The sequence below is a fragment of the Pseudomonas sp. 14P5.3.2 genome (assembly GCF_057799175.1).
Map to the genome: position 1 here is coordinate 36,646 of NZ_JBYOKU010000007.1, position 19,638 is coordinate 56,283.

The 19,638-nt window shown below is 60.6% G+C and carries 14 protein-coding genes and 1 pseudogene; 6 read left to right on the forward strand and 9 right to left on the reverse strand.

All coding sequences use genetic code 11. From position 1 onward, the window contains the following. The first annotated feature begins 115 nt into the window (after nucleotides 1-115). Complete coding sequence (locus AC27VU_RS07625; protein ID WP_400498560.1) at nucleotides 116-1,480, forward strand: formimidoylglutamate deiminase; 1,365 nt, start codon at nucleotides 116-118, stop codon at nucleotides 1,478-1,480. A gap of 121 nt (nucleotides 1,481-1,601) precedes the next feature. Here AC27VU_RS07625 and AC27VU_RS07630 read toward each other — a convergent pair whose 3' ends face one another. Further along, nucleotides 1,602-2,171 carry a lipocalin family protein gene (locus tag AC27VU_RS07630; protein WP_488723806.1) on the reverse strand — a complete coding sequence of 190 codons (570 nt, stop codon included), beginning with the start codon at nucleotides 2,169-2,171 and terminating at the stop codon, nucleotides 1,602-1,604. A 31-nt stretch (nucleotides 2,172-2,202) separates the two neighbouring features. Further along, a complete protein-coding gene (locus AC27VU_RS07635; RefSeq protein WP_003220802.1) occupies nucleotides 2,203-2,457 on the reverse strand; it encodes a hypothetical protein in 255 nt (84 codons plus the stop codon). 294 nt (nucleotides 2,458-2,751) lie between these two features. Here AC27VU_RS07635 and AC27VU_RS07640 point away from each other — a divergent pair. The 4 genes and pseudogenes from AC27VU_RS07640 to AC27VU_RS07655 all read left to right on the forward strand — a co-directional run. After that, nucleotides 2,752-3,774 (forward strand): annotated as a pseudogene (locus tag AC27VU_RS07640) (cache domain-containing sensor histidine kinase); the annotation flags it as partial. A 93-nt stretch (nucleotides 3,775-3,867) separates the two neighbouring features. Then, entirely contained in the window at nucleotides 3,868-4,632 is a 765-nt protein-coding gene (locus AC27VU_RS07645; protein WP_371920137.1) for a methyl-accepting chemotaxis protein, read from the forward strand. A 203-nt stretch (nucleotides 4,633-4,835) separates the two neighbouring features. Beyond that, nucleotides 4,836-5,108, forward strand: a complete 273-nt coding sequence (locus AC27VU_RS07650; RefSeq protein ID WP_488723807.1) for a type II toxin-antitoxin system Phd/YefM family antitoxin — start codon at nucleotides 4,836-4,838, stop codon at nucleotides 5,106-5,108. After that, the gene (locus AC27VU_RS07655; RefSeq protein ID WP_003220799.1) at nucleotides 5,105-5,437 is read left to right on the forward strand and encodes a type II toxin-antitoxin system RelE/ParE family toxin; all 333 of its coding nucleotides are present in this window, start codon (nucleotides 5,105-5,107) and stop codon (nucleotides 5,435-5,437) included. Before AC27VU_RS07650 ends, AC27VU_RS07655 begins: the two co-directional genes overlap by 4 nt. A 10-nt stretch (nucleotides 5,438-5,447) precedes the next feature. On the opposite strand, the gene AC27VU_RS07660 is transcribed toward AC27VU_RS07655, so the two are convergent. The 5 genes from AC27VU_RS07660 to AC27VU_RS07680 all read right to left on the reverse strand — a co-directional run bounded on the left by AC27VU_RS07660 (nucleotide 5,448) and on the right by AC27VU_RS07680 (nucleotide 15,064). Next, nucleotides 5,448-6,050, reverse strand: a complete 603-nt coding sequence (locus tag AC27VU_RS07660; RefSeq protein WP_488723808.1) for a DUF924 family protein — start codon at nucleotides 6,048-6,050, stop codon at nucleotides 5,448-5,450. A 3-nt stretch (nucleotides 6,051-6,053) separates the two neighbouring features. After that, a complete protein-coding gene (locus AC27VU_RS07665) occupies nucleotides 6,054-7,064 on the reverse strand; it encodes a class 1 fructose-bisphosphatase (protein WP_003220797.1) in 1,011 nt (336 codons plus the stop codon). A 329-nt stretch (nucleotides 7,065-7,393) separates the two neighbouring features. Continuing rightward, the gene (locus tag AC27VU_RS07670) at nucleotides 7,394-8,758 is read right to left on the reverse strand and encodes a DUF3999 domain-containing protein (protein WP_488723809.1); all 1,365 of its coding nucleotides are present in this window, start codon (nucleotides 8,756-8,758) and stop codon (nucleotides 7,394-7,396) included. Continuing rightward, nucleotides 8,755-12,342: a DUF2339 domain-containing protein gene (locus AC27VU_RS07675; RefSeq protein ID WP_488723810.1), complete on the reverse strand. Its 3,588-nt coding sequence runs from the start codon at nucleotides 12,340-12,342 to the stop codon at nucleotides 8,755-8,757. The genes AC27VU_RS07670 and AC27VU_RS07675 overlap by 4 nt, the downstream gene beginning before the upstream one ends. Before the next feature lie 271 nt (nucleotides 12,343-12,613). After that, entirely contained in the window at nucleotides 12,614-15,064 is a 2,451-nt protein-coding gene (locus AC27VU_RS07680; RefSeq protein ID WP_003220794.1) for a glycogen/starch/alpha-glucan phosphorylase, read from the reverse strand. A 258-nt stretch (nucleotides 15,065-15,322) separates the two neighbouring features. On the opposite strand from AC27VU_RS07680, the gene AC27VU_RS07685 reads away from it, so the two are divergent. Then, nucleotides 15,323-15,760, forward strand: a complete 438-nt coding sequence (locus tag AC27VU_RS07685) for a YkgJ family cysteine cluster protein (RefSeq protein WP_045122258.1) — start codon at nucleotides 15,323-15,325, stop codon at nucleotides 15,758-15,760. 226 nt (nucleotides 15,761-15,986) lie between these two features. Here AC27VU_RS07685 and typA read toward each other — a convergent pair whose 3' ends face one another. Together typA and thiI are read right to left on the reverse strand one after the other, a co-directional pair. Next, on the reverse strand, nucleotides 15,987-17,807 hold the full coding sequence (gene typA / locus AC27VU_RS07690; protein WP_003220792.1) for a translational GTPase TypA: 1,821 nt from the start codon (nucleotides 17,805-17,807) through the stop codon (nucleotides 15,987-15,989). 139 nt (nucleotides 17,808-17,946) lie between these two features. Next, entirely contained in the window at nucleotides 17,947-19,401 is a 1,455-nt protein-coding gene (thiI, locus tag AC27VU_RS07695) for a tRNA uracil 4-sulfurtransferase ThiI (RefSeq protein ID WP_003220790.1), read from the reverse strand. Between the last annotated feature and the right edge of the window lie 237 nt (nucleotides 19,402-19,638).

The window sequence follows — 19,638 nt, forward strand, 5'->3', positions numbered from 1 at the left end:
GTCGGCACGGTTGATCCCTGTTTATTGGCTGAAAGTTGCTAGCTTGCCGGAGTTTACCGGGCAGGCAAACGTCTGTATATGTATATACAAATAACACACGATGGGGTGCTGAACCATGTCCGCCTTCTTTGCCGAACGCGCGCTGCTGCCTAATGGATGGGCCAACAATGTACGTCTTGAGGTCAGCGCCGATGGCCTGCTGACCCGAATCCTGGCCGATTCCACCGCAGATGGCGCCGAGCGGCTAAGCGGTCCGCTGCTGCCGGGGATGCCCAATCTGCACTCCCACGCCTTCCAGCGCGCAATGGCCGGGCTGGCCGAAGTGGCCGGTAATCCGAACGACAGTTTCTGGACCTGGCGTGACCTGATGTATCGGCTGGTCGGAAAAATCAGCCCGGAGCAACTCGGCGTCATTGCCCGTCAGCTGTACATCGAAATGCTCAAGGCCGGTTACACCTCGGTCGCCGAATTCCACTACGTGCACCACGACAACAACGGTCAGCCGTATGCCGATCCGGCCGAGCTGGCGCTGCGCATCAGTCAGGCCGCAAGCGACAGCGGCATCGGCCTGACCCTGCTGCCGGTGCTCTATAGCCACTCGGGCTTCGGCGGTCAGACGCCGAACGATGGCCAGCGCCGCTTCATCAACAGCAGCGAAAACTACCTGAAGCTGCAATCGCGCCTGCAACCTCTACTGGCGCAGCAAAAAGCCCAATCGCTGGGTCTGTGCTTCCACTCGTTGCGCGCGGTCACCCCGCAGCAGATCAGCGAAGTATTGGCCGCCAGCGACAAGCAATGCCCGGTGCATATCCACATCGCCGAACAGCAGAAGGAAGTCGATGACTGCCTGAGCTGGAGCGGCCGCCGTCCATTGCAGTGGCTGTACGAAAACACCGAAGTCGATCAGCGCTGGTGTCTGGTCCACGCGACTCACGCCAACCCGGAAGAAGTCACGCTGATGGCCAAGAGTCGCGCCATCGCCGGCCTGTGCCTGACCACCGAAGCCAACCTCGGCGACGGGATTTTCCCGGCGGTGGATTTCCTCGCTCAGGGCGGCCGCATGGGCATCGGCTCCGATAGCCATGTGTCGCTCAGCGTGGTCGAAGAGTTGCGCTGGCTGGAATACGGCCAGCGGCTGCGCGACCAGCGGCGTAATCGTTTGTATGGCGCGGATCAGCCGATGGTCGGGCGCACGCTATATGACGCGGCACTGGATGGCGGCGCCCAGGCTTTGGGGCAGCCGATCGGTGCGCTGGAAGTCGGCAAGCGTGCGGACTGGATCGTGCTCGACGGCAATGACCCGTATCTGGCCACGGCCAGTGGTGACGGGATCTTGAATCGCTGGTTGTTTGCCGGTGGCGATCGGCAGGTGCGCGACGTGCTGGTCAACGGCCAATGGGTGGTGCGTGACGGGCGGCATGCCGGCGAAGAGGAAAGTGCTAGAGCCTTCACCCAGGTTCTGCGCGAACTTTTGGGCTGACACAAAACAAAAATGTGGGAGCGGGCTTGCTCGCGAAAGCGGTGTAGCAGTCAATATTTCAATCGACTGATACGCCCTCTTCGCGAGCAAGCCCGCTCCCACATTTGATCTTCGGTGATGCTTAATTCGAGGTCTTGGCCATCTGCCGATCCGACGCCCGCCAGATCAGGCGCGTGGTGTCGTAACCCTGCTGCCGCGCCTTGCTCAGCAACTCTTCACGCACTTCAGCGTTGACGGTCGGCGTACGCGACAGCAGCCACATGTACTTGCGACTCGGATCGCCAACGATGGCGGTCTTGTAGTCATCGCTGACGTACAGCACCCAGTATTGCCCCTTCGCCACACCCGGAATCAGCCGCGAGAACCAGGTATCGAACTCGACCCACAACTTGTCGGTCTTGCCCGGCACCTGTGGATAAGCCGTACCCTTGACCTCTTCCCACTGCCAGTCGGCCGTCAGGCAACGGTTGAGCACATCGACGTTGCCGTTGGTCTCGAGCGTGTAATGGGCCTCGGATTGCGCGCAGTTGCGCTGAAAGTACATCGGCATCCGCGCCAGTTCGTACCAGGTACCCTGGTAACGCTTGAGGTTGACCTCGTGGGCCGTCTTGGGCGCCAGCGTATCTTCACCGTGCGTGGCGCAGCCGGCCAGTACCAGGCCGGCAAAAAGGACAAGCAATAACCGCTTCATTGTTTTTCTCCCGTGGGCGCACAGCCCCGGTTTACTTCAGGCCTTGGCCGGAAAACATCAGCACTTTGTCACCGGCGTACTGCACGCTGATAAAGCTGTTCTTGTCGCCCCAGGTGCAACTGGACATGCCGAGCGCGCCCGAGCAGTCGGTAGGTTTGCCGAGCAACGTCTCGACTTCGGCCTTGGCCATGCCGGCCGACAGTTTCGAGTAGTTTTCCTGATTGACCTTGCTGCATGCGGCGAGCAGCACGCAAAAGGTCAGAAGGGCGATAGATCGCAGCGACATGAAGTAACTCCTGGAGCGGAAGGGGGATGGCATGGGGCCAACCAGAAGCTTAGAAGAGAAAACCCTCATCTGGTTCCCTTCAGAAATGGCTATTTATTGCTCCGCTCGTCTGGCTTTTGCCGATAAATCAGACACTTTGCAGGGCTTCTGAGCATTTCGTCGCTTTTCACAAAAGCCCCCTAATCTTTGGCGCGCCGAGGCCGAAATAAGAGCAGCGCAAAGCCCCCGAGTGTGGCAAATTGCCGCCCTTTCTCGACCAGCCCCTTCGCGGTAGTTCATTCGATGACCAGAAACATGAAATTCAGCCACAAGATCTTGTTGGCTGCCGCCCTTGTGGTGGCCGTTGCATTCGCCTGTTTCATTTTGTTCAACGACTATCGACAACGCGAAGCCCTGAGCAGCAGCACCGAAGCCTCGATGCAGGAACTGGGCAGCCTGACCACCAGCAACATCCAGACCTGGCTGGAAAGCCGTATCCAGTTGCTGCAATCGCTGTCGCAGCAGGTCGCCGCCGACGGCAGCGCCCCGGCCAGCCTCAAGCGCATCATCGACCTGCCCGCCTACACCGGCAATTTCCAGCTCAGCTACTTCGGCGGCGCTGACGGCGTGATGTTCTCGGTGCCCGCCGGCAACCGCGCGCCGGACTACGACCCGCGCGCCCGTGGCTGGTACAAGGCAGCCAACAGCGCGCAGCAGACCATCGTCACCGAACCCTACATCGCCGCGTCGTCGGGCAAACTGGTGATCACCGTCGCCACCCCGGTGCAGCGTCAGGGCCAGATGATCGGTGTGGCCGGCGCGGATATCGATCTGACCAGCGTCAGCGCAATCATCAACTCGCTGAATTTCGGTGGCCACGGCCATGCGTTCATCGTCAGCGCCGATGGCAAGATCCTGATTCACCCGGACAGCAAACTGGTCCTGAAGACCCTCGCCGAGGCCTATCCCAACGGCGCACCGAAAGTCAGCCCGGGCCTGAAAGAAGTCGAATTCGACGGCAAGACCCAACTGATCTCGTTCACCCGCGTCAACGGCGTGCCATCGGCTGACTGGTACGTGGCGCTGGTGCTGGACAAAGACACCGCGTTCTCGATGCTCAGCGAATTCCGCACCTCGGCGCTGATCGCCATGGTGATCGCGGTGGTGATCATCATCGCCCTGCTCGGCATGCTGATCCGCGTGCTGATGCAGCCGCTGCTGACCATGGGTCGCGCCATGCACGACATCGCCGAAGGTGAAGGCGACCTGACCAAACGTCTGGTGATCCACGGCCATGACGAGTTCGGCGCGCTGGGCCTGTCGTTCAACCGCTTCGTCGAGCGTATTCACACCTCGATCCGCGAAGTGTCCTCGGCCACCGGCCAAGTCAACGAAGTCGCCCTGCGCGTGGTCGCCGCGTCGAATTCGTCGATGTACAACTCCGATCAGCAGGCCAGCCGTACCAACAGTGTGGCCGCCGCGATCAACCAGCTCGGCGCCGCCGCTCAGGAAATCGCTCAGAACGCCGCGCTCGCCTCGCAGCATTCGAGCGACGCGCGCAGCCTGGCGGTCGACGGCCAGCAGGTTGTGGATAAAACCATTCAGGCCATGCAGCAGCTGTCGGCAAAAATCAGCGACTCCTGCGGCAACATCGAAACCCTCAACAGCAACACGGTGAACATCGGGCAGATTCTGGAAGTGATCACCAGCATCTCGCAACAGACCAACCTGCTGGCGCTCAACGCCGCGATCGAAGCGGCCCGCGCCGGTGAGGCTGGCCGTGGTTTCGCCGTAGTTGCTGACGAAGTACGCAACCTCGCACACCGTACCCAGGATTCGGCGCAGCAAGTGCAGAAGATGATCGAAGAACTGCAGGTCGGCGCACGCCAGGCAGTCAGCATCATGACCGAGAGCCAGCGCGAGAGCGAAAGCAGCGTCGGCATCGCCAACCAGGCCGGCGAACGTCTGGGCAGCGTGACCCAACGCATCGGCGAGATCGACGGCATGAACCAGTCGGTGGCTACCGCGACCGAAGAGCAGACCGCGGTGGTCGAGTCGATCAACGTCGACATCAACGAGATCAACACGCTGAACCAGGAAGGTGTGGAGAACCTGCAGGCGACCTTGCGGGCTTGCTCGGATCTGGAGCAGCAGGCGGCACGGTTGAAGCAGCTGGTAGGCAGCTTCAGGATCTAAGGCGCGGCCACTGGCCTCTCGCGAGCAGGCTCGCTCCCACAGGTTTTTGTGAACGACACAGATCTCCTTTGGGAGGCAGCCTGCTGGCGATGACGGCGTTAGCGACGATTGAATTTTGAGTTGAAATACGCTGGTCAGCTCGCAATGACGCAGGACTGAATTAAGACTAAACTCAGTCCTGTTCAATTTGGCGAGACTCAACCATGAAGCTTTCATCGCAAATCAAACCGATCAGCTACCTCAAAAGTCATACAGCGGAGATCGTCAAGTCGATCACTGAAAGCCGTGAGCCATTGATCATCACCCAAAATGGTGAAGCCAAGCTTGTAGTTATGGACGTGAAAAGCTTTGAGGAGCAGGAAGACACAATGGCTTTGCTGAAGCTATTGGCAATGGGCAATCGGGAGATTGAGGAAGGCAAGTATCGAGACGCTGAGGATGTTTTCGCGGACGTGGACAGGGCCGACCATCAATGAGTTTGAAGGTCGTTATTCTTCAGTCCGCACAGACAGATCTCAAAGAACTCCGGACCTACCTTATCAAACAGTCCTCGAGTCAGACGTGGCAGAGTACCTACGCTAACCTCAAGAACGCCATTCTTGGTCTCGCAGACCTTCCTTATTCCGGTTCAATCCCCGAGGAAATCGAGAAGCTCAACCTTGGTCAATACCGACAAATCATTTCCGGGATGAACCGAGTCATTTATGAAGTCAGAGAAAAAACCGTCTTCGTTCATATCATTGTCGACTCAAGAAAAAGCCTGCCTTCACTTTTGATGAAGAGGCTGTTGAACGGCAATCCTTGAACTCAACAAATCAGAACCGTGACCCAGGCTGACTGAGAAACGCCAACTCCTCAGCCGTAGACTCCCGCCCCAACACCGCATTGCGATGCGGAAACCTTCCAAACCGCGCAATCACTTTCCGATGCCGCTCGGCATAGTCCAGATTGTCGGCAAACACCGCCCGCTCGGCTTCCGGCTGTTCGGCCAGCAGAGCGATAAAGCGCGAAACGGCTTCGTTCTGCACCGCGAGGTTTTCGCAGTGTTCGAACACCAGATAAATGAATACCCGCTGGATCGGCTTCAGTTGCCGGTCGAAGTCCGCCGCAATGCCTTGGGCGACAAGTTTCTGCGCACGCAGATCACCCGAGAATGCTTTGGGCGTGTCGCGAAAGATCATGCGCGGCAGTTGATCAAGCAGCAGCACCAGCGCCAGCCAACCTTCGGGACGTTGCGTCCACTCGGTCAATTCGCCAGCGAGAGCCTGATCGACAAAGACCCCGAAACGCTCACGCGCTTCGAGGTCTTGGCTGTCTTTCTTGCCGAACCACAACTTGCCCTTGTCAGCCGATATCTCGTCCGGTGATTCGGCGTGTCCGAACCACCAGTCGAGCAACGGCTGCCAGGGCGCGTTCATGGCTTATTCCTTGTGGTAAGCCGTGGCGCGGGCGACTTCTTCTTTCGAACCGAGGAATACCGCTACACGCTGGTGCAGGCCTTCCGGCTGAATGTCGAGGATGCGCTGGTGACCGTCGGTGGACGCGCCGCCGGCCTGTTCCACCAGGAACGACATCGGGTTGGCTTCGTACATCAGACGCAGTTTGCCGGGCTTGGATGGCTCACGGCTGTCGCGTGGGTACATGAACAGACCGCCACGGGTCAGGATGCGGTGTACGTCGGCCACCATCGCGGCGACCCAGCGCATGTTGTAGTTCTTCTTCAGCGGGCCTTCTTCGCCAGCCAGCAGTTCGCTGACGTAGCGTTGTACCGGGGCTTCCCAGTGGCGCTGGTTGGACATGTTGATCGCGAATTCCTGGGTGGTTTCAGGAATGGTGATGTCTTCGTGGGTCAGCACGAAGCTGCCCATTTCGCGGTCCAGGGTGAAGCCTTTGACGCCGTCGCCCAGGGTCAGTACCAACATGGTCTGCGGGCCGTAGATCGCGTAACCGGCAGCAACCTGCTGGGTGCCTGGCTGCAGGAAGGCTTTTTCGTTCAGCGCTTCGTTCTGGCTCAGGTATTCGTTCGGGCAACGCAGTACCGAGAAAATGGTGCCGACCGGGGCGTTGATGTCGATGTTCGACGAGCCGTCCAGTGGGTCGAATACCAGCAGGTAGGCGCCTTTCGGGTATTTGCCCGGGATCTGGTAGGCATTGTCCATTTCTTCGGACGCCATGCCGGCCAGGTGACCGCCCCATTCGTTGGCTTCGAGCAGGATTTCGTTCGACAGCACGTCGAGTTTCTTCTGCACTTCGCCTTGGACGTTTTCAGTGCCCATGCTGCCCAGAACACCACCCAGGGCGCCTTTGGACACGGCGTGGCTGATCTCTTTGCAAGCACGCGCCACCACTTCGATCAGGAAGCGCAGATCGGCAGGAGTGTTATTGCTGCGGGTCTGCTCAATCAAATAGCGACTCAGGGTAACGCGGGACATGGACGGCTCCGGTGGAATGGGGGGCTAAAAACCCGCGCAGTTTACAGGGAGTCTGAAAACGTAGCGAGCGATGACGCCCGGTAACGTGCATTGGGGCGCAATTGCTTCCATCAGACGTGAACGGGTCGAGAGAGTTCAGGCACCGCATTCAGCGTAGTTCGAAACGGGACGGGTGGTGCATGCGGATCCGCGACCGATCTGAAATTCTTGTTGGCCGATCGGCCGCCTTCGCGAGCAAGCCCGCTCCCACAGTTGACCGAGTAGCCCTGCTGGACGCGATCAATGTGGGAGCGGGCTTGCTCGCGAATGGCGCGCAGCGCCAGCCATGCTCAGGAATTGGTCGGTGGCTTGCGCAACAGACTCGCCGCCATCGCCCCGAGGAACACCACGCTCACCAGCAACACCGCCCACAGGCCGATCTTCTTCCAGTTGGTCTCCGGCATCGCCGCCGCCTCACTGCTCGCCACCTGCGTGGTGACCACTGCGCCCTGCACCGTTGCCTTGCCCAGCGTCGCGAGTTTTTCCGGTTTGAAATCCGGAATCAGCGTGCTCAGCGGCAGGTTCGCGGTTTTCACCGTCGGATTGCCCAGCGCCAGACTGTACGGCCCTTCACCACGCGCAAGGAAAATCACCTGGGTCGCCCGCACCGCGTACTTCAGGCTCGGTGCCTGCTCACCCAGACCGCCGCCACGCTCATCCACGCTCAGTTTCAGCTGCTGCACAGTCTGCCCGTACAACTGCAATTCGTTTTGCACCACGTCCTGACCGTTCTGGGTCAGGCGATACAGCAAGCCGTTGCTCAGTGTCTGCCACGGCAGGCTGCTTTCGCGGCGGCCCGCGAGCGTCACCGGCGCCAGACTATTCGGCTGCTTCAGCTCGACCTGCACCCGCTCGACATTCAGGCCCATCGGCAACTGCCAGGTGTACTCACCGGACTTGGTGCTGTTGCCCGCCAGCGCTTGCGACCAGACCAACGGCAGCGGCACGTTGCGTGGATCGCTGCTTTTCAATTGTGCCGAAGTCAGGATCGGCGCCGACGTCGGCGCCTCCCACAACAGGCGCAGATAGCGTGCCGATTGCCCCGGCAGCGCGACCTCATGCTGTTCGATGCGCTCGTCGGAAAAGGTCAGCCGTGCCACCTGCCCCTCACCCCACGCCTGCCAATGCTGCAAGTCATCACTGGCCTCGATGCTGAAGCGCTGGAAGCCGTCACGCTCGCTGGTCCAGTCGAGAATAAGCTGCTGCAGCGGCGCCTTGATCGCACTGGCATCGAGCAGCCAGCCACGCAGCACTTCTTCGCCGGCCTCCAGTTGAGTCGACGGCTGCACTTCAACCAATGTGCCGGTGGTGGTCGATTGCACGCGCACGTTCGGCGCACGCTCACTGGCATCGGCGGCGTTGTACAGCGGGAACCACTTCACCTCATGCAACTGCCCGTCGTCGCGGGTCTGCGCCGATTCGCGGGCCAGGGCGTAGGCTTGCGGTTCACCGGCAGCGTTGAATATGCGCAGGTCGCTGAGATCGGTCTGGCGTGCCTGCAATTGCGCGCTCAACGGCAGGTCGAGGCGATACCACGGACCGTTGCCACTCACCGCCAGCGGCACCTGCGTGGCGAAGTCCGCCGGTTTTTCCAGGGCGCCGGCAGTCATCACCACACCCAGCGCCAACCACCCCAGATTCAGCATGCGACTCAAGATGAAACTCCTTCGGTGTCCGGGACGGGTTTGTCCGCCGCCGGTTCGGCTTCGGCGCGTTTCGGTGGCAGCGGTGCAAAGTAGCCCACCACCAGCAGCAACACACCGACGCCGATAAACGAGACGATCCGGGCGAGGCCGCCACGGTTACTCAATTCGACAAAAATCAGTTTGGCCACCACCAGCGCAATCAGCGCCGCGCCGATCAGCCACACTTCACGACGATGGCGCAGATGCCCGCCGATCATCAGACCCAACGCCATCAGGGTCCAGACGATGGACAACCCGGCCTGCACCAGCATCGATTCGAGCAGCAGATCCAGCTCGAACGGAATCCCCGCCCAATGGTGTGCGGCGCGGGTCACCAGCGCGGTGCAGAAGGCGAACAGCGAAACACCGGCGACCAGTTGCGTGGCGTACTCGGCGTAATCCTTGCGCAGGGCAAACTGCGTCACCGCATGACGCGACCACACGTAAACCCCGAACAGGGCGAACAGCAGGCCCAGTTCCAGCGGGTTGATCAGCGGCACATACGGCAGCGGTTCGGCGTTGCCGTCGCTGACACCGTTGGCCAGCCAGAACCACGCCAGCATCAGCACTGCCAGCGGCGCGGCAGCGTACAAACGATATTCGCGAGGGAACGCTGCCACCGGCCACGGCCAGTTGCGCGGAGCCGCCGCCAACAGCAGATACAGGCTCGGCAGGATCGCCCAGCCCAGCCAGCGCCAGGCGTTGTATTGCTCGGACAACAGCAGCAGACCGTAGCGCAGCTCCAGCGCCAGCACGCCGATCAGCAGCCAGCAACCCAGCACATGCGCAGTGCTCAAGGCCCGAGCCGGCAGCATCGGCGCCAGACGCCGCAGGCTGAAAAAATGCACGGCGAACACCAATACCCACGCCAGCCAACCGAAATTCGCCGCTGGGTGATAACGCGCATGCCACGCCGCCAGCAACACCAGCCCCGCCGCCGGAATCAGCAAGGTGCAGAGCAGGCCCAGCGCCGGCCATTTCAGGCGCAGCGCCAACAGCGTCCACAACGCCACACTCAGCGCAGCGACCAGCAGCAACAGCGTCGCCTGCAAATTCAGCGGCGCAAAACGCAGCACCTCACTGACCCACGCCAACGCCCACCAACCGGCGCCCCACACCAGCAGCACTTCGGACAGGCGTTGCAAACTCAGCGCATCGAAGGCCGAGGCATGATTGCCCAATTGCAGGCGCCAGGCACCGACCAGCGCGGCCAACCCCAGCACCAGCGGCGTCCAGAAGCCGCCATGGGCCAGCGGCCGCAGACCTTCGCTGGACAGCGGCCCGAGCAACGCGGGGCCGGCGAGCAAAAACGCCGTGCCGCCGATCAACTGCAACAACAGCCCAAAGAAAAAACTCACGCGCTGTTTGAGGTAGAGGCTGAGCCAGATGATCAACAGACCGCTGGCCGCCCAGACCGCACTCGCGGTTTGCCACGGCAGCACGAACAGCACCGCCAGATTGATCAGCACCAACCCCGCCAGCAACACCACCGACAAGCCACGCAGCAGCCGCACATCGCCGCGCACCATCTCGTCGCGCGCCGCCAGCAGCATGCCGGCGATCAACGCCAGACCGATCAGCGATGCGCTGAGCAAACCGCTCCAACCGGCACTGAATACGGCCGCCGAATCCTCGCCCGCGCCTTGCAGGCGCAACAGGAACAGCGCGCCGCCGAGCAACTGCACGGCGAACGCGGTGAACAGGAACGTGCGCGATTGCAGGCGCAGGCCGACAAACAAGGTCACCAGCCCGGCCAAGGCCCAACTGATCGCGGTCGCCTGAACCAAGAAAAACAGCGGCGCCAACAAGTACAGGAACGTCAGGCCCAGTGCCGCCAGCACCGGCAGGCCCTGGCGCTCCCACGCCGAAGTGTGTTCGACCTGCGCTTTGCGCAACTGATAGAAACTGAACAGCAACGCGATGCCGAGCATCAATGCGCCCAACGGTGCGCCGTCGAGCAGACTGCTTTCGCCGATCCGCAATTGACTGAGGAACGCCAATGCCGAACCCAGTTGCAGCAGCAAGGCAAACGCCCGGGCGAACGGCCGATGCTGACGCAGGCCGAGCCAGAAAATCCCCGCGCCCTCCACTGCCCACGCCGCCGAAGTCCAGCGCGCATCGAGGCCCAGCGGGATCGCCAGACTGGCGAAAATCACCCCCAGCGCCAGACAGGTTTCACCGAGCAGCAATGCGCGGCCGCCCATCAACACCCGGGCCAGCCCCATATAGATCACGCCCAGTGCGAGTGCGCTGAACGCGGCGGCGAACTCCAGGTGCTGCACCAGCGCAAACTGCAAGCCGAAGCCCACGATCGGCGGGCCGAACAACATCGTGCCGTCAACGTAGTCGCCCTTGCGCGCCGACCACTGGAGCAGCGCCTCGCGATCGCCGTCCGCTGGCGCATCGGGCATGTCGAGCAACTTGCGCCGGGCGAACAGCAGGCCGATGGCCAGATACATCAGGAAGAACAGGATCAGGAACGGCTCGGTGCTCCACAGCAGCTCCGGGGCGTAGGAACGCAGGCCCCAGGCGAAGCCGATACCGAACGTGCCGACGAACCCGATCAGGTTGAGCAGGCGCCAGGCCTTGAACCACGCAATGGCAAGAATGCCGGCATTGAGCAGCGCGAAATAGCTGAACAACGCGACATGGTTGCCCTCCCCGGTCGAGGTCAGGATCGGTGCGGCGAAACCGCCAAGCGCGGCGGCGGCGGCCAGTCCAAGAGCATCCTGAGTGATGGCGAGAATCGCCGAGAACACCGTGACCGCCACCAGCAGACCCAGCGCAGCGGACGGATCGAGCAGCGGATGCAGACGCATCGCCGCAAACACCGTCAGGTACAGCACCGCGATCCCGGTGCCTTGCAGGATCAGCGCATAACTGCTGTTGCGCGTACGCAGCCACCAGCCCAGCGCCAGCAGGGCCAACGCCGCCGCCGCGACGCTGGCGTAACGCAATTCGATCGGCACCACCATGCCTTCGGTGGCGTAACGCAGCAGGAAGGCCAGACCGAAAAACAGCAGCACCACACCGACCCGCAGCACGGTGTTGCCGCCGAACAGCCAGTTGCGCGCAGCGCGGATGCCACGCTCGATCAGGTTCGGGCCACGGGGTTCGGCAGGTTGTGCGGGGGGCGATGGCTCGGCAGTGACGGCGTCCAGATGCCAGACATCGGCCGGCAGTGGCTGACTGGTTTCGCTGGCAGTGACGGTGATCGGTTCGAGCTCGGGTGGCAGTTCCCAGACCAGATCCGGCGCGTCGGCGGGTGCTTGTTCGGCGACGATGGCAGGCTCGCTGACCGGTTCCGCGCTTGCCGCTGGCACCGCGTGAGAGGGCGAGCCTTCCAGCAGATACAGGCGCTGCGCGACGCCTTGCAAGGCCACCTTCGTCTGTTCAAGTTGGCGCTGTTGCTCCGCAGTCTGCCTGCCGAGCTGGGCGATGCGCAGCGTTTGCCCAATCGCCAGTCCGAGCAGCGCACCCAGCAGTGCATCACTGAACGACTCGTCGAGCAGCCAGCCGAGCAATAGCCCGATCAACATGAACATCCATTGCATGGTCGATATCCCTAAGCAGCCCCAAGGCGGGGCAATCCCGACAGTCGCTTCAGTCTAGGCAAAATCCAATGTGGGAGCGGCGGTGCGACGATTCGACTTGCTCGCGAAGGCGTTGTGTCAGTCGATATCCAATTGACTGATACAACGCCTTCGCGAGCAAGCCCGCTCCCACAAGGGGGTCTTGTGCTAACTGACACATTCGGTAACCGGCGCTCAGTATATCGATCCGGCCCAACAAACGCTGGGCCTTGCGCACATTTGTTGCGAAAGATTACTCCAGCGCTTTCCAGATATCGGTGGCGTATTCACGAATCGTCCGGTCTGAGGAGAACCAGCCCATGCGCGCCGTGTTGAGCACTGCCGAACGCCACCAGTTGTTGGAATCGTGCCAGTGCGCATCGACGCGCATCTGCGCTTCCCAGTACGAGTCGAAGTCGGCGCAGACCAGGAAGCGGTCGTAGTCCACCAGCGAATCGATCAGCCCGGTGTAGCGCGACGTGTCGTCCGGCGAAAACACACCACTACGGATCGCTTGCAGCACATCGTTCAGACGATGGGACGCAGCGATATCCGGTGCGGCGCTGAACTCGTGGTTCTGTTTACGCGCTTCGACCTGCTGCGCACTGAGGCCGAAGATGAACATGTGCTCGGCGCCGATGCGCTCGCACATTTCCACGTTGGCGCCGTCGAGGGTGCCGATGGTCAGTGCGCCATTGAGGCCGAACTTCATGTTGCTGGTGCCCGAGGCCTCGAAACCGGCCGTGGAAATCTGCTCGGACAAGTCCGCCGCCGGAATGATGCTCTCCGCCAGGCTGACGTTGTAGTTGGGCAGGAACACCACTTTCAGCAAGCCGCGTACGGTCGGGTCGTTGTTCACCACCCGGGCGATGTCGTTGGTCAGTTTGATGATCAGCTTGGCCTGGTGATAACTCGCTGCCGCTTTACCGGCGAAAATTTTCACTCGCGGCACCCAGTCGGTTTCCGGCTCGGCGCGGATCGCCTGATACAGCGCCACGGTGTGCATCAGGTTGAGCAACTGACGCTTGTATTCGTGGATCCGTTTGACCTGCACGTCGAACATCGCCGCCGGATTGACCGCGATCCCCAGCCGCTCGTGAATCAGGTAGGCCAGGGCCTTTTTGCTGTGCAGGCGTTGTTCGGCGAAGGCTTTGCGGAAGGCGGGTTTTTCGGCGAACGGTTCCAGATCGAGCAAGCGCTCTTCCGGGTTATCCAACACCTCCGGGCCGAGGGAGTCGACCAGCATCGAGGTCAGCTCGGAGTTGGCCTGGAACAGCCAGCGGCGGAAGGTGATGCCGTTGGTTTTGTTGTTGATCCGCTCGGGGTAGAGCTTGTGCAGTTCGGCAAATACAGTCTTGCGCATCAACTGCGTGTGCAGCCCCGATACGCCGTTGACGCTGTGCGAACCGAGGAACGCGAGGTTGCCCATGCGCACCCGGCGACCGTTGTCCTCTTCGATCAGCGATACTGCGCGCAGCACGTCGAAATCGTGAATGCCTTTGGCCCGCAGCGAGTCGATGTGCTGGGCGTTGATCAGATAAATGATCTGCATGTGCCGCGGCAGCATGCGCTCCATCAGGCCCACCGGCCAGGTTTCCAGCGCCTCCGGCAGCAGCGTGTGGTTGGTGTACGACAGGGTGTCGACGGTGACTTGCCACGCCGCATCCCAGGCCACGTCGTAGACGTCGACCAGTTGGCGCATCAATTCGGCGACGGCAATCGAGGGGTGGGTGTCGTTGAGCTGGATCGCCGCGTGATCGCCCAGGGTCAGCACCGAGGTGTGCATGTTGCGATGGCGGCGCAGCAAATCCTGCAGCGAAGCGGCGACGAAGAAATACTCCTGACGCAGACGCAGCTCTTGCCCGGCTTCGGTGCTGTCGGCCGGATAGAGAACCCGGGAAATGCTTTCAGCCCGGGCGACTTCGGCGACGGCGCCCAAGTGGTCACCGGCGTTGAAGCGCTCCAAGTGCAGATCTTCCATCGCCCGGGCGCGCCACAGGCGCAGGGTGTTGACGCTCGCGCCGCGCCAGCCGACCACTGGCGTGTCATAGGCAATCGCCCGCACGGTTTCCGCAGGCGACCAGACCTGTTTGGTCTTGCCGCTCGCATCGGTCACGGTTTCGACGCTGCCGCCGAAGCCGATCGAGTACACCACTTCCGGACGTTCGAACTCCCACGGGTTGCCGAAATCCAGCCAGTGCTCGGTCTGTTCCTGCTGCCAGCCATCGACGATGGCCTGACGGAACAGACCGTGTTCGTAGCGAATGCCGTATCCGTGCCCGGCGATGCCGAGGGTCGACATGCTTTCCATGAAGCACGCCGCCAGACGCCCGAGGCCGCCGTTGCCGAGTGCCGCATCCGGCTCCAGCAGGCGGATCCGTTCCAGATCGACACCGAGTTCAGTCAGCGCTTCACGGGCGACGTCGAGCAGGCCAAGGTTGCTCAGGCTGTCGTAGAGCAAACGACCGATGAGAAATTCCAGCGAGAGGTAATACACCCGCTTCTGGCCTTTGCGGTAGATCTGCCGGGTGTGGTCCATCCAGTGCTCGACCATGTGGTCGCGCGCCGCCAGGGCAATGGCTTCGAACCAGTCATGGTCGAAGGCGTGATCCGGGTCTTTGCCCACTGCATAGGTGAGCTTGGTCAGGACGGCATCGCGGAATGCGGCCACCTCTGCTTCGCGAACTAGTGGTTCTTGAGTCATCGATAGGACCTCGAGCGAGCGGGGAATTGTCTGAGCCTAGACGGTCTGACCGACGCTGGCGGCTCTGGTTCGGCAGTTTTTCTTGAGAGTGTGAGATCACCCGGCATAACCTTGGCGAGCACGCTGATCGATGCATGGCCCGTGCCGGGTTAAGCGCCAATTTTGGCGGGCGATGAAAAAATCTGGCGAAAGGTTGTTCAAAAATCCACCAGTCCCGGTATGATCGCGCGCCCTGATGCACACGCCTGGTAACTCCCGATGATGAAGCCCAACCTGATTGCCGCCGCCGAGATCGATCGTCTCGATACGTGGGCCAAATATTCGGCCCCGATGTGCGGTTCTTGTATCTCCAGCTGCTGCACGCTGCCGGTCGAGGTCAAGATCAAGGATCTGGTGCGCATCGGCGTGGTCGACGAGTTCGAGCTGGGCGATCCGCCGAAGAACATCGCCAAGCGCCTGCAAAAGGAAGGGCTGGTCGAACGCTTCAACCAGAAGTCGGGGATCTTCACCCTGCAGCGCATGAGCAACAACGATTGCTACTACCTGGATCGTAAATCGCGCCTGTGCACCATTTATGACAAGCGCCCGGACACCTGCCGTAACCACCCGAAAATCGGCCCGCGTCCGGGGTATTGCGCGTACAAGCCCAAAGAAGTGGAGCGAGTGCAGAACTCGCGGTCGATCGAGAAGTTCTGATCGTTCCTGAAATTTTCGGCGCCTGTCAGGCCGCCTTCGCGAGCAAGCCCGCTCCCACAGGGAACTATGGCGTACACAAGATTTGTGTTCACCGAGATCTACTGTGGGAGCGGGCTTGCTCGCGAAGCGGCCAGCACAAACACCGCCCCCGTCTCGGTTAAATCCCGGACAAACAAAAACGCCCCCGGTCTTGCGACCGGGGGCGTTTTTTCAAGCTCGGGCTAAATTACGCCTTGGCTTTCTTGGCAGCGCGGGTACGCTCGCTTTCGTCCAGGATCTTCTTGCGAAGACGGATGGACTTAGGCGTGACTTCGCACAGCTCGTCTTCCTGGATGTATTCCAGAGCCTGTTCCAGAGTGAAGCGAACAGGTGGTACCAGAGCGATGGTTTCGTCTTTACCCGAAGCACGCATGTTGTCGAGCTTCTTGCCTTTGGTAGGGTTCACACCCAGGTCGTTGTCGCGGCTGTTCTGACCAACGATTTGACCGTTGTAGATCTCCTGGCCGTGTTCTACGAACAGCTTGCCACGAGCCTGCAGGGTTTCCAGCGAGTAGGTCAGTGCCTTGCCGGTTTCAACCGAAACCAGAACGCCGTTCTGACGGCCGGACATGTGGCCCGACTTCACTGGTGCGTAACGGTCGAAGATCGAGGTCAGGATGCCAGCACCGTTGGTCAGGGTCAGGAACTGGTTACGGAAACCGATCAGACCGCGAGCAGGGATGTTGTATTCCAGACGAACACGGCCCTTGCCATCCGGCACCATGTTGCTCAGGTCGCCCTTACGCAGACCCATCTCTTCCATGACCTTGCCCTGCGATTCTTCAGGGATGTCGATGGTGACGTTTTCGAACGGTTCCTGCTTCACGCCGTCAACTTCACGGATGATCACTTCAGGACGGCCCAGAGCCAGCTCGAAGCCTTCGCGACGCATGGTTTCGATCAGTACCGAGAGGTGCAGCTCACCACGGCCGGAAACCTTGAACTTGTCAGCCGAGTCGCCTTCTTCAACGCGCAGTGCAACGTTGTACAGCAGCTCTTTGTCCAGACGATCCTTGATGTTACGGGAGGTCACGAACTTGCCTTCTTTACCGCAGAATGGCGAGTCGTTTACCTGGAAGGTCATGGAAACGGTTGGCTCGTCAACGGTCAGCGGCTTCATCGCCTCGACGGTGTTGATATCGCACAGGGTGTCGGAGATGAACAGCTCGTCGAAGCCGCTGATGCAGACGATGTCGCCGGCCGCTGCTTCTTCAACGTCAATGCGGTGCAGACCGTGGTGACCCATCAGCTTCAGGATACGACCGTTGCGGCGCTTGCCGTCGGCGCTGATAGCGACAACCGGGGTGTTCGGCTTGACGCGACCACGAGCGATACGGCCAACACCGATAACACCCAGGAAGCTGTTGTAGTCCAGAGCGGAGATCTGCATCTGGAACGGACCGTCACGGTCAACGGCCGGAGGCGGAACGTGGTCGACTACCGCTTGGTACAGCGGGGTCATGTCTTCCGCCATGGCGGTGTGGTCCAGACCGGCGATGCCGTTCAGGGCCGAAGCGTAAACAACCTGGAAGTCCAGTTGTTCTTCGGTAGCACCGAGGTTGTCGAACAGATCGAAGATCTGGTCCAGAACCCAGTCCGGACGCGCGCCTGGACGGTCAACCTTGTTGATCACCACGATTGGACGCAGGCCGGCTTCGAACGCCTTCTTGGTCACGAAACGGGTTTGCGGCATAGGGCCGTCTTGAGCGTCAACCAGCAGCAGAACGGAGTCAACCATCGACATTACGCGTTCTACTTCGCCGCCGAAGTCGGCGTGGCCCGGGGTGTCCACGATGTTGATGTGGTAGCCGTTCCAGTTGATGGCGGTGTTTTTCGCCAGAATGGTAATACCGCGCTCTTTTTCCTGGTCGTTGGAGTCCATCACGCGCTCGTCGTTGAGCTCGTTGCGCTCCAGGGTGCCGGATTGACGCAGGAGTTTGTCTACCAGGGTGGTCTTACCATGGTCAACGTGGGCAATGATGGCGATGTTACGTAGATTTTCGATCACTTGTGTATCTCGATCAGAGGATTCGGTTTGCTGACAAGTCTTGGCAGCGATTAACAGTAGTGTCCGGCATGGCCGTTACAGCTTGACGGCAGTGTCGGGGGGCCGGTGACGCAGGCCACAGGCAAACAGCCCCGGGCACTTAGCTCGGTCGATAAACGCGCACATTGGCATGCCCCTCACTGAGCAAATGGTGAGCATGCAGGCGACTCATCACGCCTTTGTCGCAATACAGCAGGTACTGGCGAGTCGGATCCAGCTCCTTGAAACGAGCGTTCACTGCATAGAACGGCATCGTCTGTACTTCTATGCCGGCGATTTCCAGCGGGTCATCCTCGGCCGCATCCGGGTGACGGATGTCGATGACGATCTGACCGGCCAGCGCTTCGCCGACTTCTTCGATTTGCAAATCCTGGCCCAATTCGTCGATCACCCGATCGATCGACACCAGTTTGGCGTTTTCGAGCGCACGCTCGAGAACCGCCATGTCGAATTCTTTCTCTTCGTGCTCAACACGGTGGCGCTTGGCGGCGGTCTTCGGATTGACCGAGATGACCCCGCAGTACTCCGGCATGTGCCGGGCGAAATCGGCGGTGCCGATCTCGTTGGCCGTGTCGATGATGTCCTGCTTGTGCGCAACGATCAGTGGGCGCAGGACCAGCTTGTCGGTCACACAGTCGATCACCGACAGGTTCGGCAGCGTCTGGCTCGATACCTGGGAAATCGCTTCGCCGGTGACCAGCGCGTCGATGTGCAGCCGATCGGCGATGGCCGACGATGCGCGCAACATCATACGCTTCAATACGACGCCCATATGACTGTTATCGACTTTGCCGAGAATTTCGCCCAACACTTCTTCGAACGGAACACTGACAAATAGCACGCGTTGCGAGCTGCCGTACTTCTTCCAGATGAAATGCGCGACTTCCATCACGCCCAATTCGTGGGCACGCCCGCCCAGATTGAAGAAGCAGAAATGCGCCATCAGGCCGCGGCGCATGATCTGGTACGCGGCAACCGTCGAGTCAAAGCCGCCGGACATCAATACCAGCGTCTGCTCCAGGGCGCCGAGCGGATATCCGCCGATGCCGTTGTGCTGGCTGTGAATGACAAACAACCGTTGGTCGCGAACTTCGATGCGAACTTCGATTTGCGGGTCTTTGAGGTCGATTCCGGCCGCACCGCACTCACGACGCAGCTTGCTGCCGACGTATTTTTCAACGTCCATCGAGCTGAACGGATGCTTGCCTGCACGCTTGCAGCGCACCGAGAAAATCTTCCCGGCCAGCACATCGCCGTAGTGCTGTTTGCACTTCTCGGTGATGTCGTCGAAGTCGCCCAGCGGGTACTCGTCGATCTGCAGAAAGTGCGCGACACCCGGAGTGCAAGTCAGGCGCTCGCCCATCTCTTTCAAGGCTTTGGGGTCGGTAACACGGGTTTCCAGCTCGAGATTGTCCCACACACCGTTCACCACCACGGCCGGGTCCAGATCGCGGAGCACGGCGCGGATGTTCTTGGCCAGCTGGCGGATGAAACGCATCCGGACAGGGCGGCTTTTGATGGTGATCTCGGGGAAGACTTTTACGATTAGTTTCATGAAAACAGCGCGCGCAGGGCCAGCCGAAAAAGGGGGGCGCGGATTATAGCGGAAATTGCTCAAGGTTTAACCAGTTAATATGCAGAAGGTTTCACTTGCACCAAAACGGGTCATTTTTGATTTAAGACGCTACATTAAAGGGCGAGATTTTCGCCTTTATGGCGCTTTCGTCCTGTGAAAGCGTGAATTTGGGGCAAAAAACCCATGCTGGGGCACTGGCATGCAATTTGCTCCCTT